This window comes from Pseudomonas sp. (genome assembly GCF_049300855.1).
Lineage (GTDB): Bacteria > Pseudomonadota > Gammaproteobacteria > Pseudomonadales > Pseudomonadaceae > Aquipseudomonas.
Genome location: NZ_JBAQKH010000026.1, coordinates 420,952 through 435,833, shown reverse-complemented (window position 1 = coordinate 435,833; position 14,882 = coordinate 420,952). Strand labels below are relative to the sequence as shown.

Here is a 14,882-nt window from a genome sequence, read left to right as displayed (position 1 = left end):
GAACATTCCCTGGATAAAACAATTAAGGCAAAAGCCGATCGGGCAACAGGCGCATCAGTTGTGTGTCGAACCAGGCCACGAAGGCCGGCGACGGCACGGCATCGACGGCCAGATACCACCAATCGGCAGCAGCAAAAGAGCGGCACTTCACCGCGTCCTTTTCGGTCATCACCAACGGCAATGACGGTGTGAAATTCAACGCCTGCACGCTGTATTCGGCGTGATCGGCAAACGCGTGCGGGACTGCTCGCCAGTCTAGCGCTTCGAGGGTATTGAAGAAACGTTGCGGATTGCCGATCCCGGCGACCGCGTGCACGCTTTGACCGGGCGGAAAATGATCGAGCGCTTTGCGCTCGCCGCTGCGCAGGTTGACCAGCGCCGTCGGTTGCAGGCGGAAAGCGAAGCCGTCGTCGCGGTCTGCGGTGGCGCCATTGAACAGTACGCCGTCAACGCTTTGCAGGCGCTCGATCGGCTCGCGCAGCGGCCCGGCCGGCAGGCAACGTTTATTACCGAGGCCACGGGCGGCATCGATCAGCACCAGCTCCAGATCCCGCGCCAGACGATAATGCTGCATGCCGTCATCGGAGAGGATCAGATCCAGCGGTTCACTGGCGAGCAAGGCTTTGACGGCGGCGCTGCGATCGGGGTCGATCATCAACGGCACGCCGGTGCGCTGCACGATCAGCAGCGGCTCGTCACCGGCGATGTCAGCGCTTTGCGCAGCTTCGACGCGCCATGGCAGTTGCGGCGGCTTGGCGCCGTAGCCCCGGCTGACCACACCGACGCGCAAACCATTGCGCCGACAGTGTTCAATCAACCAGAGAATCATCGGTGTCTTGCCAGTACCGCCGACGGTGATGTTACCCACCACAATCAACGGCACCGGAGGCTGATAGATCTCGCCTTCACCGTCGAGAAAGCGCTGGCGTTTACCCACCACCACACGGCGATAGAGCATTTCCAACGGTCGCAACAGCGTCAGGGCCGGGTGCCCCTGATACCACGCGGCGAGCAAGCGATCGGACAGGCTCATCAGGATTTGGGCGCCGCCTCGACCGTGGTCATGCGCAGATGGCTGAAACCGAGCTTGCCGGCCGCGTCCATGGCGGTGATCACGGATTGGTGCTGAGTCTTGCCATCAGCACTGATCGACAACGGCATGTTGGTGTCACCGTTGGACTCTTTCTGCATCGCTTCCATCAGCGTCGCCAGATCGTTCTTCGGCAGAATCCTGTTGTTCACCGAAAACACGCCTTCAGCACTGATGGCCACGTCGATCTGCTTGAGTTGCTGATCTTCGGCCGGCGAGCCACTGACCGCCTCCGGCAGATCAACGCGCAACTGGGTTTCACGGGTAAACGTGGTGGTCACGACGAAAAACAGCAACAGAATGAACACCACGTCGATCAGCGACGCGAGGTTGATGTCGATGGTTTCCCGAGGCTTGCGACGGAATTTCACGCGCGGCCCTCGGCCAGATCGACGTCACGGTCGCCCTGCACCACTTCAACCAGTTTGATCGCTTCCTGCTCCATGCCCACCACCAATTCATCGATGCGGCGTTGCAGGAAACGGTGGAAGAACACCGCCGGAATCCCGACCATCAGGCCTGCCGCCGTGGTGATAAGCGCTTTCGAGATACCACCGGCCAATACCGAGGCATTAGTGGTCATGCCGGAACCGGTGAAGGCGCTGAAAATATCGATCATGCCCAACACGGTGCCCAGCAGGCCGAGCAACGGCGACATCGCCGCGATGGTGCCCAGCGCACTGACGTAACGTTCGAGTTCGTGGATTACGCGGGCTGCGGCCTCTTCGATGCACTCTTTCATGATCTCGCGACCATGCTTGGAGTTGGCCAGACCGGCGGCGAGAATTTCCCCCAGCGGCGAATTGGCGCGCAATTCCTTGAGTTTTTCTTTATTGAGCTGTTTGTCCTTGATCCAGACCCAGACCTGGCCCAGCAGATGCTCGGGGGTGACGCGACTGGCGCGCAGGGTCCACAGGCGCTCGGCGACGATCGCCATGGCCGCGATGGAACTCAGAATGATCGGCAACATCATCCAGCCGCCGGATTTGACCAATTCCCACACAGTGACAGTCCCCTCGAAAAAGTGCGCCACTTTACCATACCGATTGACGATTAAGACCCGCTGCCCCGACGACCGTGATGTCGCCCTCCTCTGCGCCCGATCAACGGGCGAACGCCGCTGGATCGCGCCAGAAACGCCGTTGTTGGCGCAGTGTCTGTGGCGGTTTGAAGGTGCCCAGTTGCAGATGAATGGCGCCCTGCTCGGCGCTGTCGTAAATGCGCAGGCCCTGTTTGCGGTAGCGCGCGAGCACTGTTGGGTGGGGGTGGCCGAACGAATTGCCGTGACCTCGGGAAATCAACACGGCCTCAGGTTGCAAGACCTTGAGCAGCGCCATCGAGGATGAGCTGCGGCTGCCATGATGCGGCGACTGCAGCCATTGCGTCGGAACCGCCAGTGGACTGTCGAGCAGGACGCGTTCGGCGTGGCTGTCGATGTCGCCGGTCAATAACAGGCGCTCGCCATTGGCCTCGATCTGCAACACGCAGGAACGCTGATTGCTGTCGTGCGCGTGCGCCCACTGCCAGAGTTGAAAACTGACGCCGTCCCACTGCCATTGCCGGCCGCTTTCGCAGGCTTCGGCGCTCAATTGCGCGGGCAATCCCACCGGATCGCCGCTGATCACCCGATCGACAGTCAGACCACGGGTGATCGCCAGAGCGCCACCTGCGTGATCGGCGTCGGCATGACTGAGCAACATCAGATCGAGTTTTTCCACGCGCAGTTTACGCAGCGCTGGCAACACCACACGCTCGCCCAGATCGAAATCACCGAAACGCGGGCCGGCGTCGTAGAGCAGGGTGTGATGGCGGGTGCGGATCAGGATCGCCAGACCCTGGCCGACATCGAGCTGCCAGACGTCGGCCAAGCCCTCGCTCAAGCGCTCACGTGGTGGTACCAGCAGAATCAGCAGCAACGGCCAACCCAGCGGGCGCAACGGCACGCCGCTCGGCAGCAGCAACAATACCGCACCGAGACTGCCGAGGATCCACACCCAGCCTGCTACCGATGGCGCAATCCACGCCGGCCATTGCCCGGCAATCACGGCCAGACCACGAAACAGCCAATCGATCAATCCACCGGCCAGCCACAACAGTCCGTCGCCAACATAGGGCACCGGCAGCAACAACGTCCCCAGCAAGGCCGGCGGCAACACCACGAGGCTGACCCAAGGCACCGCGAGCAGATTCGCCAACGGCCCGCTGAGACTGATCGGCAAGTTCAGCGCCAGCAACACCGGGCACAAACCCAGCGCGATCAGCCACTGCGCGCGCGTCCACGTCTGCCACCAGCGCCATGCGCCCAAGCGACCGCCAAAGGTGAAGATCAACACCGCCACCGCCGCAAAGGACAACCACAAACCCGGGCGCAGACTGGCGAGCGGATCCAGCAAAAGCACACCGTTCAATGCCAACAACAGTGGCCACCAGGCGCCCAGATGGCGAAAGCGCAGGCGCCATGACAGCACCAGCGCGACCATCACGCAGGCCCGTTGCACGGGCACATCAAACCCGGCCAGCAGGCCATAACCCAACGCCGCCGCGAACGCCAGGCCACAGGCCCACGGCAGCCATGGCCAGCGCAGTGGCCACAAGCCAAATCGCGCCAATCCCGCGACCAGCAGATACATCACCGCCGCCAACAAGCCGATGTGCTGGCCGGAAATCACCAGCAAATGCACGGTGCCGGTGTCCTGCAAAATCTGCCAATCCTCGCGACTGAGCCCCGAACCATCACCCAGTACCAGCGCCGCCAAAGCGCCGGCCCGACCCTGCGCATCAACTGCCAACAGACGCTGACGAATGCTGTCGCGCCAGGCCCAGCGCGCTGCGCTCAGACGCTGGCCATCCTTGATCGTGCCGGTCGCGCCAATGCGCTGAGCCAGCAGCCATGCTTCGTAATCGAAGGCGTCCGGATTGAGCAGTCCACCGGGACGCTTCAGCTTGACCGCCAGACGCCAGCGCTCACCGCTGTGGAGCGGCGGCCCGGCGTACCACGCCAGGCGCATGAGCGCTGGCAGTTTTTCGTGACGCGAGCGCGCATCCGCCAATTCGAAACGCACCACGCCGTCGCTGTTTTGCGGCAACCCGACCACCCGCCCTTCGACCCAACGGGTTTCGCCGTCCAGTTGCGGCGACAGCCGATCATTCAACGCCCAATGCGCGCAGACACAAGCCCACGTGAAACCAAACAGGAAAAACGCCAATGGATAGCTGCGAAACGGCAGCAACATCAGCCCCACCACCGGCAGCAGCACCCGTAACCCGACCGGCGGTAACACCGGTATAAAAACCGCAGCCAGCAGACCGACTGCCAGCGCCAACATCCCTGTGCGCATAAGCCTGTCCTTGCATAAGCCCGTTATTGAGACTCCCGCCCTTAGGCATAGCGGCTGTCGGTTACACACGCCGTCAACAATTGTCACAAAGTCTGAATGGGCGCTTCGTAGAATCCAGACATACTTGCCGCCTTAACCGACCGAGAAGCCTTATGCCCCGGCGCTTATTCAAACGTTACATGCCCGACCCGACGAGCATCAGGGAACACAAATCCTTACGCTTTCTCGGCAAGTTGCTGCATGACCCGAACCTCTGGCACCTCAATCGCCACTCGGTCGCGCGGGCAATGGCGGTCGGTCTGTTCGCCGCGTTCCTGCCGATTCCGGCGCAGATGCTGGTGGCCGCCGCCCTCGCCGTCACGGTGCGCGGCAACATGCCGATTGCCGTGAGTCTGGTATGGCTGACTAATCCGATCACCATGCCGGCGGTGTTCTTCTGCACGTATCAGGCTGGCGCGTGGTTGATGGACGTGCCCGCCCGGCATCTGCCCGACGAGCTGACCTGGGAATGGATCAGCGGCGAACTGTCGACGTTGTGGCAACCGTTTCTGCTGGGTTCGGTGGTGGTAGGACTGGTGCTCGGCGCCCTCGCCTACTTCATTGTGATGATGTATTGGCGCTGGTGGGTGGCGCGGCAATGGGCGCGGCGCAAGAAAAGCAGAATGCGCTGAATGCAAAACGGCCTCCACAGTGGGAGGCCGTTTCGTTTTGTGGCGTCTGCATTCGCGAGCAAGCTCGCTCCCACACTGGATCTTTGTTGTGCCGCAGATCCCCTGTGGGAGCGAGCTTGCTCGCGAAACCGTCGACTCGGTCTTAAGTCAGGTACGCATCCCGCGCCCACTTACCAGCAACCGTGCACATCCGAGATACAGCACGACCGTCGCCACCAGCATGAAGGTGATCGCGATGCCGATCTTGATATCCGACACACCGAGAATCCCGTAGCGAAACGCATTGACCATGTGCAGCACCGGGTTGGCCAGCGACACCGTCTGCCAGAACGGCGGCAGCAAGGTGATCGAGTAAAACACGCCACCCAGATAGGTCAGCGGCGTCAGCACGAACGTCGGGATGATCGAAATATCATCGAAGTTGCGCGCAAACACGGCGTTGATGAAACCCAGCAGCGAGAAAATCGTCGCCGTCAGCACCACCACCAGAATGGTCACACCGAGGTGATGCACCTGCAAATGGGTGAAGAACAGCGACAGGATCGTCACGATCACGCCGACCATCAGGCCGCGCAACACGCCACCAATGGTGAAGCCGATCAGGATCGTATGCGGCGACACCGGTGACACCATCAGCTCCTCGATGGAGCGCTGGAACTTGCTGCCGAAGAAACTCGAGACCACGTTGCCATAGGAGTTGGTGATCACCGACATCATGATCAGCCCCGGCACGATGTACTCCATGTAAGTGAAACCACCCATGTCGCCGATTTGCCGGCCGATCAGGTTACCGAAGATCACAAAGTACAGAACCATGGTGATCGCCGGCGGCAGCAGGGTCTGCGGCCAGATCCGCGTGAAGCGTTTGACCTCGCGGTAAACAATGGTTTGCAAGGCGACGAGGTTGGGACGGAATTCGGAACTCATACCGCCACCTTCGACAGATTTTTCTCCACCAGGGACACGAACAGCTCCTCGAGGCGATTGGTTTTGTTGCGCAGGCTCAGCACTTCGATGTTCTGCTGCGCCAACTGGGTGAACAACGCCGTGATGCCCATGGACTTGTCGACCTGGACTTCCAGCGTGTGGCTGTCGAGCAATCGGGCGGGGTAGCCGAGCAATTGCGGCGCGGCGTTCAAGTCGTTTTTCAGGTCGAGCAAAAAGGTTTCCACGTGCAACTGGCCCAGCAACTGTTTCATGCTGGTGTTCTCGACGATGGTGCCGTGGTCGATGATGCCGATGTTGCGGCACAGCTGCTCAGCCTCTTCCAGATAATGCGTGGTGAGGATGATGGTGATGCCTTTCTGGTTCAGCTCGGTGAGGAACGTCCACATCGACCGGCGTAACTCGATGTCGACGCCTGCGGTCGGTTCGTCGAGGATCAGCAGACGCGGCTCGTGGACCAGCGCACGGGCGATCATCAAGCGCCGCTTCATGCCACCGGACAACGAACGCGACGGCACATCACGCTTGTCCCACAGGCCCAACTGGGTCAGGTACTGCTCGGCGCGTTCCTTGGCAACTTTCGCCGGAATGCCGTAGTAACCAGCCTGGGTCACGACGATATCGAAGGTCTTTTCGAACTGGTTGAAGTTGAATTCCTGGGGCACCACGCCGATCGAGCGCTTGAGCTGCGCAGGATTTTTGTCCAGGTCATGGCCGAAGATATTCACCGTGCCGCTGGTCTTGTTGACCAGGGTCGAGAGGATGCCGATGGTCGTGGATTTGCCGGCACCGTTGGGGCCGAGCAAGGCGAAAAAGTCACCTTCGGCAACGTCCAGATCGATACCACTCAAGGCCTGGAACCCGTTGCCGTAGGTTTTGGTTAGCTGCCGGATGGACAGAGCGGAACTCATATCTGATTTACGCACCATTGAAGGGAAAAAAGGAGACGGCGGCGAGGGATCGAACCGCAGCGCAAGTGCGCAATGGTGCTTGCCGCCGCCGCACAAGTACAGTCAAGTGTGTCGATAGTAGGTATTAAGTCAACGCGGTCATAACGGCTTTTTGGTACGCCGGGCGCTGTTTCAGGCGCTCATACCAGGCTTGCAGATTAGCTTGCGGCGCACGTTCGATGGGCATCTCGAACCAGGCATAAATGAAGCTGCCCAGTGGAATATCGCCCATGCCGATGTCTGCTCCGGACAGATACGGCTGGCTGGCCAGCGCCTGATCGGCCATGCTCAGCAACTCGTTGCATTCCTTGATAGCGGCATTGATCGCCGCCCAGTCCTGCTTGTCTGCCGGCGTGCGCAACACTCCCCAGAACACCGTGCGGAAAGGGCCGGCGAAACTCGAGGTGGTCCAGTCCATCCACTTGTCAGCGATGCCACGGGCTTGCGCATCCGCCGGATACCAGGCGCTGTCGGGCGCATGCTTGGCCAGCAGATAGCGAACGATGGCGTTGGATTCCCACAGCACGAAACCGTCGTCTTCGATCACCGGCACTCGACCGTTCGGGTTCATCGCCCGGTACTCGGGTGTGTCGACGACGCCGAATGCGCCACCGGCATCGATCGCCTCGTAATCCAGGCCAAGCTCTTCAGCAGCCCACAACGGCTTCCTGACATTCGATGAGTTTTTCCGTCCCCAGATCTTCAGCATGACCGCCTCTTTTCAAATGAGTGGGCAGGCAGCATACGCCGGATCAGGTGCCGCTCAAATCACTCTGCATATCGCCGAGCAGTGGCGGCTGCTGATCCGTGAACAGATGCGGATAACACTTTTGCAGATGTTCGAAGAAGAACGTTTCCGGGACATCGGCAAATTGCCCATGATCGACCAGATACTCCATCAACTGCGCACCGTCGCGGTTGAACGGATGGAAAACGCTGTCGTTGATGCCGTCGAACTCCAGCGGCGCGACGTTGAACAACTCGCAGAGTTGCTGATTGAACGCCGGCGTGGCTTTTACCCAGCGATCATTGAGAAAAAATTCGGTATAGCCGTGCATGGCGAACATGTCGCTTTTCAACAATTCGAGCAGGCGCGGGGTCGACAGGTGATTTTTCACGTCGGCCAAGCCGATCCGCGCCGCGATCCCGCAATGCCGCGCGCAACCGGCGAGCAACGTGGCTTTGGGCACGCAGTAACTCTCCCCCGTCGCCAGTGCGTAACTGCCGCACAGGGTCTGCGGATCACGGCTGAAGGTGTACGGGTTGTAGCGCACCGCCTCACGCACGGCGTAATAGAGATTGATCGCCTGCGCGCGCGGATCGCGACTGCTGCCCCGATGCAGCTCGGCGAACTCCACCACCGCCGGGTGGTCACTATCGATGAAGCGGCCGGGACTCAGATACTCGTGCATGACGACAATCTCCTGGGTGAGCCCCGAGTCTAGCGACAGCGTCAGCACAGAGATAACGACGTTTCGGCCAAACTTGGACGCAAAGACGCGGGATCGGCGAACGATTTCCCACACGTGTTGCCCACCGAACCTACGAAAACCATCCGGGGTTTCCCACGATTTCAATCACCTTGGTCTGACCACCCGGTTTTGCAGATGCCGTCTAAGCTCTGGAGGGTCGATTTGCCTTGGTTCACGGAGGACTGAATATGCTGTTGTTGTGGATACTGGTTTTGATCGTTGGCGTGGCGTATCTCGCCCACCGACGTATTTCCCCTCTGCCGGCCTTGGGCATCGTTGCCGTCTACCTGCTGGCGATGGGTATTTTCAGTCATGCACCGGGCTGGCTGCTGCTGGTGTTCTGGGTCGTGCTGGCGGTGGTTGCCGCGCCGTTGTTGCTGCCCGACCTGCGCCGCAAACACTTCACTGCGCCGCTGTTCAACTGGTTTCAGAAAACCCTGCCGCCCATGTCGCAGACCGAACGCGACGCGATCGACGCCGGCACCGTGTGGTGGGATGGCGAGCTGTTCAGCGGCCGTCCGGACTGGGACAAACTGCTGGCCTATCCCAAGGCGCAACTGAGCGAAGAGGAACAGGCTTTCATCGACGGCCCGACCGAAGAACTCTGCGCGATGGTCACTGACTGGCAGATCGGCCAGTCGATGGACCTGCCACCCGAAGCGTGGACGCACATCAAGGAACACGGCTTTTTTGCCCTGATCATTCCGAGAGAATTTGGCGGTAAAGGCTTCTCCGCTTACGCCCACTCGCAGGTGGCAATGAAACTGGCCACCCGCAGCGGCGACCTCGCCTCCACCGTGATGGTGCCCAACTCCCTCGGCCCGGCCGAACTGCTGCTGCATTACGGCACCGACGAACAACGCAATCATTACCTGCCACGCCTGGCCCGTGGCGATGACATTCCGTGCTTCGCCCTCACCGGCCCGCTCGCCGGCTCCGATGCCGGCGCGATGCCTGACACCGGGATTATCTGCAAAGGTGAATGGGAAGGTCAGGAAGTCATCGGCCTGCGCCTGAACTGGGAAAAGCGCTACATCACCCTCGGCCCGGTTGCCACCCTGCTCGGCCTGGCGTTCAAGGCCTACGACCCGGAGCACCTGCTCGGTGACAAGGTAGACCTGGGCATCAGCCTCGCGCTGATCCCGACCGATACCGACGGTGTCGAAATCGGCCGTCGCCATCTGCCGCTGGGCGCGGCCTTCATGAATGGCCCGAACTCCGGTAAAGACGTGTTTATCCCGCTGGACTTCCTCATCGGCGGCCAGGAGATGCTCGGCAAAGGCTGGATGATGCTGATGAACTGCCTGTCGGTCGGCCGTTCGATCTCGCTTCCGGCGGTCGGCACTGGCGCGGCAAAATTCACCAGCCTGGTCACCGGGCAGTACGCGCAAATTCGTGAACAGTTCAACGTGCCGCTGTCAGCGTTCGAAGGTATTCAGGAGGCCATGGCGCGCATCGGCGGCAACGCGTGGATGATGGACGCCGCGCGGATGCTCACGGCCAACGCCGTGGATCTGGGCGAAAAACCGTCGGTGCTGTCGGCGATTCTGAAATACCACCTCACCGAACGCGGCCGCGAATGCATCAGCCACGCCATGGATGTGCACGGCGGCAAGGCGATCATCATGGGCCCGAACAACTACCTGGGGCGCAGCTGGAACGGTGCGCCGATCTTCATCACCGTGGAAGGCGCGAACATCTTGTCGCGCAACCTGATGATCTTCGGTCAGGGCGCGATTCGCTGCCATCCGTTCGTGCTCAAGGAAATGGCCCTGGCCGGTCGCGAGGACAAGGATCAGGCGCTGAAAGAGTTCGATGGCCTGCTGCTCAAACACATCGGTTTCGCCGTGAGCAATGCCGCCAGCACGCTGGTGCTGAACCTCGGCTTCGGTCACTTCGAACACGCGCCGGGCGACAAGATCAGTCAGGGTTACTTCCGCGCCCTTAACCGTCAGGCCGCAGCGTTTGCCATGCTCGCTGACTTCAGCATGATGTTGCTGGGCGGCGAACTGAAACGCCGCGAGCGTCTCTCGGCGCGCCTGGGCGACGTCTTGAGCAACCTGTATCTGGCGTCCGCTGCGCTCAAGCGTTATCACGATCTGGATTCGCCGGCGTACATGGAACCGCTGTTCCGTTGGGCGATGGAAGAAAGCCTCGGTCAATCGGAACGGGCGCTGGATGAGCTGCTGAGCAACTTCCCGAACAAAGTGTTCGGCTGCCTGCTGCGGGTCATCGTGTTCCCGTTCGGTCGTCGCCACAAAGGCCCGTCGGACAAACTCGGTGCCGAAGTCGCCGGTGTGATTGGTCGTGCGAAAGGCGATCCAGCACTGGAAGAACTGCTCGCCGGCTGCTATCGCCCGCAATCGCCTGACGATGCGGTGGGCGCATTGCAACACGCCAGCGAGCTGCTCAACGCCGCGCAACCGTTGCACAAAAAGCTGCACACCTCGCTGAAAAGTGGTCAGGTCAAACCGGCCGCCGGTGAACACGCCATCGACGCGGCGCTTGAGGCCGGGGTGTTGCAACCGGTGGAAGCGCAGAGTCTGCGCGATGCCGAAGCGGCACGGCGCAAGGTGATCGACGTCGATGATTTCGACAAAGAAGAACTCAAACAGGCAGAGGGCAAAGTCCGCTGATCCTGACAGGCATGTCAATGCGCGCGCGGGAGCTTTATACTCCCGCGCCCGTTTTGCTCTTGAGGACTTATCTCGTGTCCAACGTCGTTGCCGATCATCTTGTTTTGCTCGACCACCTGCGCAGTATCCTGGTCGCCGTAGGTGAGGCCGAACAGGTTCCCGAAGAAAGCCATGCCTTGTTCCTGGAGCGCTTCGACGAACTGCTGGCATCGCTGCCGATCGATCCGATCGAAAGCCAATACCTGGGCCAGGACATCCTGACTCAAGTGATTAGCCGTTACCCGCAAATCGCCCACCTGATCCCGCGCGATCTGTTGTGGTTCTTCGCCGGCGACTGCCTGCATTACTTGTCCGATGAAGAAATCGACCTGTATCAGGCCCTGGAAGAGCGTCGCTACGAAGCCGAACAGAACGACGAACCGTTCGACTGGAACCAGGAAAAACAGCTGCTGGCGATGTCCGCTCAGGACAGCAAGCACTGATTGTCGAGCCGTCCTGAAAATGCCCGCATGGTTGTCCATGCGGGCATTTTTTTCGCCGGCGTTAAAGCAGACCTTCGCTTTCGGGCAATTCATAGGCCAGCGCTGCGTTGCTCGCACCCGCCGCTTTACCGGGCTTACTCAAGGTCGGCTCCTTCTCCAGACACTCCACCAGAAAATCGATAAACACTCGCAGCTTGGGTGGCAGATAACGCGTCGGCGAATGCAACAGCCATAGCCCGCCGTGATAGGACGCGAGGAAGGTCCAGTCCGGCAACACCTGCACAACCAACTTCTGCTCAAGTGCATATCGCGCAGTGAAGTACGGCAGGCTGCCAATGCCGATGTGCTGCAATACCGCGCCCAATCGGACGCCAGTGTGGTTAGCGGCATAACGCCCGCGTACGCCGACCGTCACCGCTTTGCTGCCTTTCTTGAATTTCCAGCGCGCATCGCTCGGGGTTTCGCCCAGATAAATGCAGCTGTGATTGAGCAAGTCGTGAGGGTGCGTCGGCGTGCCGTGTTCTGCCAGGTATTGCGGCGTGGCGCACAGTAGGTGGTCGATGGTCAGCAACTGCCGTCCGACCAATCCGGCCGGCGGCCGATCGGTGATGCGAATCGCCAGATCGACATGGTCGTCGATCAAGTCGACCTGTCGGTCTTCCAGCAGCAACTCGACATCGACCTTCGGGTAGCGCCTCAGAAACTCGGGCATGTGCGGATGAATCACGAAGCGCCCCACCGCTTTCGGCACGCTGACCCGCACCAGACCTTCCGCTTCGTGGGTGAACTGGCCGCTGATTTCCATCACCGACTTGGCGGCGCTGACCATCTCCTGGCAGCGCTTGAACACTTCTTCGCCGCCATCGCTCAAACGCAATTTGCGCGTGGTGCGCTGCAGCAGTCGCGTGGCCAAGGCTTTTTCCAGCCGAGAAATGCTGCGACTGACCGCAGACGGGGACGACCCCAACTGGCGAGCCGCTTCAGAAAAGCTGCCGGTCTCCACGACCTTGACGAATATCGCCATTTCTCCGAGCAGCGGTAGCGGCAGATTTATGCTCACAGCGCACAAGTCCTTTGATGTTTGAACGGATTATCACGTTATTACACGATTCATATAATAAAAATAGAAACTTTAATAAGGGCATGGAATATGACGCTTCGCCTCTTTTTCCATAGTGATGACCTCAAGGCTAATGTGGAAGTCCTCGACTGCACGCCCCATGAGCACGAATTTGCCGTGGTGCTGCGCGCCACGTTGTTTCATCCGCAAGGGGGCGGCCAGCCTTGCGACACCGGCTGGATCGGCGAAAGCCAGGTCCTGCGCGTGGTCCAGGAAGTGGACCGGGTCGTTCACTTCGTCGACCGGGCGGTGCCGCTCGGCATGACCTGCATTCGGGTCGATGAGGAACGCCGCTGCTTCAACACACGCATGCATTCGGCTGGCCACCTGATCGGGCATTTCGTCCAGGCGCTGGGCTGGACGCCGATCAAGGCGCATCACTGGCCCAATGAAGGCCGAGTGCAATTCAAACCGGGTGACACCACCCAGGAAGTCGATGCAGACACCGTTCAACACGGCATTGGCCAGTGGATCGAACACGATCTGCCACGCCTGACCTCGCTGCGTGAGGGTGCGCGGGAAATCAGCTTCGGTGAGCTGCCAGCCTACGGCTGCGGCGGTACCCACGTGCGTAGTCTGAAGGATCTGGGCACCGTCACGATCGCGGCCCTTTCGCAGAAGAAGGGCACCCTGTCAGTCCACTACAGCGTGGATTAAGGATTTTGGGCGGTGCGCCACGCATCGCCCGACGCCGGGGGAACCGCGTTCGCCGGTTCCGTTGACTATCGATAGATGGACCTACAAAAAATGATGCTAGACGTCGAGCGTCTCGATGAGACGTGCATAAAAAAACTGGCCAACGAAGAAGTCCTTGCCATCCGCGTCAAAGGCTTTTTGCCCGAGCCGCTGGCGATCCAGATTGGCGACAAGATCCTCGCTCCCGGCTTTGAGGGCTACATCAATGCACCGAGTATCGGGCGCATCGGCATGGCGTTCTACGAGGCGGAAAACCAGCCGCTGCTGATCGAAGACTACTTCGAGCGCGCCACCAGCAACATTGCGGAATTGCGCAAGCGTTGTGCGCCCTACTCATCCCCCGTCGATACGCTGCGCTGCATGCTCGACGAGTCCTGGCCAGCCGGGGCGCATCTGGAAAACCTCTACGGGCGCAAAATGTATGTCGGTCTGTCCCGCGTGGTGAAACCGGGGGTGTGCTTCCTCGCCCACCACGACATCTTTGCCAAGGATGCTCCCGACAGCTTTCAGGCGCGCAGTCTGGAAGCGCAGTTCGCCTGCAATGTTTACCTGAACATGCCGACCGCAGGCGGCGCATTGCAGATGTGGGACGCCGACATTTCTGCCGACCAGTTCGATGAAATGCGCGGCGACAGTTACGGCATCGACCCGGCCCTGCTCGGCCCTCCGAGCCTTGAGGTGCGGCCGAATCCGGGAGATTTCATCATGTTCAATTCGCGCTGCATGCACTCGGTGACCCCGGGTGTGGCGGATCCGCGCTTGAGCCTTTCGTTCTTTGTCGGCTACCGCGGCAATGCTTCACCCCTAACTTTCTGGAGCTGAGATGTTATCGAACTACCTGGGCGAGTTTCTGGCATTGGCCACCATTCACTTTCTGGCCGTGGTCGCCCCCGGACCGGACTTCGCCGTGACCATCCGCCAGAGCGTGCGCTTTGGCCGAGTGGTCGGCATTTGTACGGCGCTGGGGATCGGCGCGGGCATCTCTGTGCATGTGCTGTATACATTGCTCGGCGTCGGCGCATTGATGCATACCACCCCCTGGTTGCTGACCGTGGCCAAGGTCATTGGTGGCGCCTACATCCTGTATTTGGGTGTCAGCCTGTTGCGCAGCAAACCGAAATCGGCGCTTGAGGGTGAGAAATCGATCGACGAACCCGTGGTCGAGCAGACACTGCTCAAGGCGTTCACCACCGGCTTCCTGACCAATGCCACCAACCCCAAGGCCACGCTGTTTTTTCTGGCGATCTTCACCACGATCATCAGCGCCAGCACACCATTGAACATCCAGGCGCTGTACGGGCTGTGGATGTGCTTTGTGAACGCCTTGTGGTTTGTGATCGTCGCGCTGTTTTTCTCCAGCGCCAAAGTACGCCTGTTGTTCCTGCGCATGGGGCACTGGTTTGAACGCACCATGGGGGTCGTGCTGATCCTGTTTGCCGGTCGCTTGATGATGTCCTGGTAACTCACAGACAAACAAAAGGC

At 60.3% G+C, this 14,882-nt stretch carries 15 protein-coding genes; 6 read left to right on the top strand and 9 right to left on the bottom strand.

Features of this window, described 5'->3' with window-relative positions; translation table 11 throughout:
• Positions 1 to 22: 22 nt before the first annotated feature.
• The 4 genes from lpxK to WA225_RS11565 form a co-directional block, all read right to left on the bottom strand.
• Complete coding sequence (gene lpxK, locus WA225_RS11580; protein WP_422608008.1) at positions 23 to 1,033, bottom strand: tetraacyldisaccharide 4'-kinase; 1,011 nt, start codon at positions 1,031 to 1,033, stop codon at positions 23 to 25.
• Complete coding sequence (locus WA225_RS11575) at positions 1,033 to 1,461, bottom strand: ExbD/TolR family protein (protein WP_127929345.1); 429 nt, start codon at positions 1,459 to 1,461, stop codon at positions 1,033 to 1,035. Before WA225_RS11575 ends, lpxK begins: the two co-directional genes overlap by 1 nt.
• Complete coding sequence (locus tag WA225_RS11570; RefSeq protein WP_422608007.1) at positions 1,458 to 2,093, bottom strand: MotA/TolQ/ExbB proton channel family protein; 636 nt, start codon at positions 2,091 to 2,093, stop codon at positions 1,458 to 1,460. The genes WA225_RS11575 and WA225_RS11570 overlap by 4 nt, the downstream gene beginning before the upstream one ends.
• Positions 2,094 to 2,193: 100 nt before the next feature.
• Positions 2,194 to 4,428, bottom strand: coding sequence for a DNA internalization-related competence protein ComEC/Rec2 (locus WA225_RS11565; RefSeq protein WP_422608006.1), 2,235 nt, complete (start codon positions 4,426 to 4,428; stop codon positions 2,194 to 2,196).
• Between the two features lie 152 nt (positions 4,429 to 4,580).
• Between WA225_RS11565 and WA225_RS11560 the strand changes: the two genes are divergently transcribed.
• A complete protein-coding gene (locus WA225_RS11560) occupies positions 4,581 to 5,099 on the top strand; it encodes a DUF2062 domain-containing protein (RefSeq protein WP_064120389.1) in 519 nt (172 codons plus the stop codon).
• 147 nt (positions 5,100 to 5,246) lie between these two features.
• On the opposite strand, the gene WA225_RS11555 is transcribed toward WA225_RS11560, so the two are convergent.
• From WA225_RS11555 to WA225_RS11540, 4 genes are all read right to left on the bottom strand, one after another.
• Positions 5,247 to 6,026, bottom strand: coding sequence for an ABC transporter permease (locus WA225_RS11555; protein ID WP_008087860.1), 780 nt, complete (start codon positions 6,024 to 6,026; stop codon positions 5,247 to 5,249).
• Positions 6,023 to 6,955: an ABC transporter ATP-binding protein gene (locus WA225_RS11550; RefSeq protein WP_422608005.1), complete on the bottom strand. Its 933-nt coding sequence runs from the start codon at positions 6,953 to 6,955 to the stop codon at positions 6,023 to 6,025. Before WA225_RS11550 ends, WA225_RS11555 begins: the two co-directional genes overlap by 4 nt.
• A gap of 124 nt (positions 6,956 to 7,079) precedes the next feature.
• Positions 7,080 to 7,703, bottom strand: coding sequence for a glutathione S-transferase family protein (locus WA225_RS11545; protein WP_422608004.1), 624 nt, complete (start codon positions 7,701 to 7,703; stop codon positions 7,080 to 7,082).
• A gap of 43 nt (positions 7,704 to 7,746) precedes the next feature.
• Positions 7,747 to 8,406 (bottom strand): transglutaminase-like domain-containing protein, encoded by a 660-nt coding sequence (locus WA225_RS11540; RefSeq protein ID WP_422608003.1) that lies wholly within the window; start codon positions 8,404 to 8,406, stop codon positions 7,747 to 7,749.
• Positions 8,407 to 8,654: 248 nt separating this feature from the next.
• Here WA225_RS11540 and WA225_RS11535 point away from each other — a divergent pair, with 248 nt between their 5' ends.
• Entirely contained in the window at positions 8,655 to 11,102 is a 2,448-nt protein-coding gene (locus WA225_RS11535; protein ID WP_422608002.1) for an acyl-CoA dehydrogenase, read from the top strand.
• Between the two features lie 74 nt (positions 11,103 to 11,176).
• Positions 11,177 to 11,584 (top strand): PA2817 family protein, encoded by a 408-nt coding sequence (locus WA225_RS11530; RefSeq protein ID WP_039760212.1) that lies wholly within the window; start codon positions 11,177 to 11,179, stop codon positions 11,582 to 11,584.
• A gap of 61 nt (positions 11,585 to 11,645) precedes the next feature.
• On the opposite strand, the gene WA225_RS11525 is transcribed toward WA225_RS11530, so the two are convergent.
• Entirely contained in the window at positions 11,646 to 12,644 is a 999-nt protein-coding gene (locus tag WA225_RS11525; protein ID WP_422608001.1) for a LysR substrate-binding domain-containing protein, read from the bottom strand.
• A 90-nt stretch (positions 12,645 to 12,734) separates the two neighbouring features.
• Between WA225_RS11525 and WA225_RS11520 the strand changes: the two genes are divergently transcribed.
• The 3 genes from WA225_RS11520 (at position 12,735) to WA225_RS11510 (ending at position 14,862) form a co-directional block, all read left to right on the top strand.
• Positions 12,735 to 13,361, top strand: coding sequence for an alanyl-tRNA editing protein (locus tag WA225_RS11520; protein WP_422608000.1), 627 nt, complete (start codon positions 12,735 to 12,737; stop codon positions 13,359 to 13,361).
• A gap of 90 nt (positions 13,362 to 13,451) precedes the next feature.
• Positions 13,452 to 14,222 (top strand): 2OG-Fe(II) oxygenase, encoded by a 771-nt coding sequence (locus tag WA225_RS11515; protein WP_422607999.1) that lies wholly within the window; start codon positions 13,452 to 13,454, stop codon positions 14,220 to 14,222.
• Position 14,223: 1 nt separating this feature from the next.
• A complete protein-coding gene (locus tag WA225_RS11510) occupies positions 14,224 to 14,862 on the top strand; it encodes a LysE family translocator (protein WP_422607998.1) in 639 nt (212 codons plus the stop codon).
• The last annotated feature ends 20 nt before the right edge of the window (positions 14,863 to 14,882 follow it).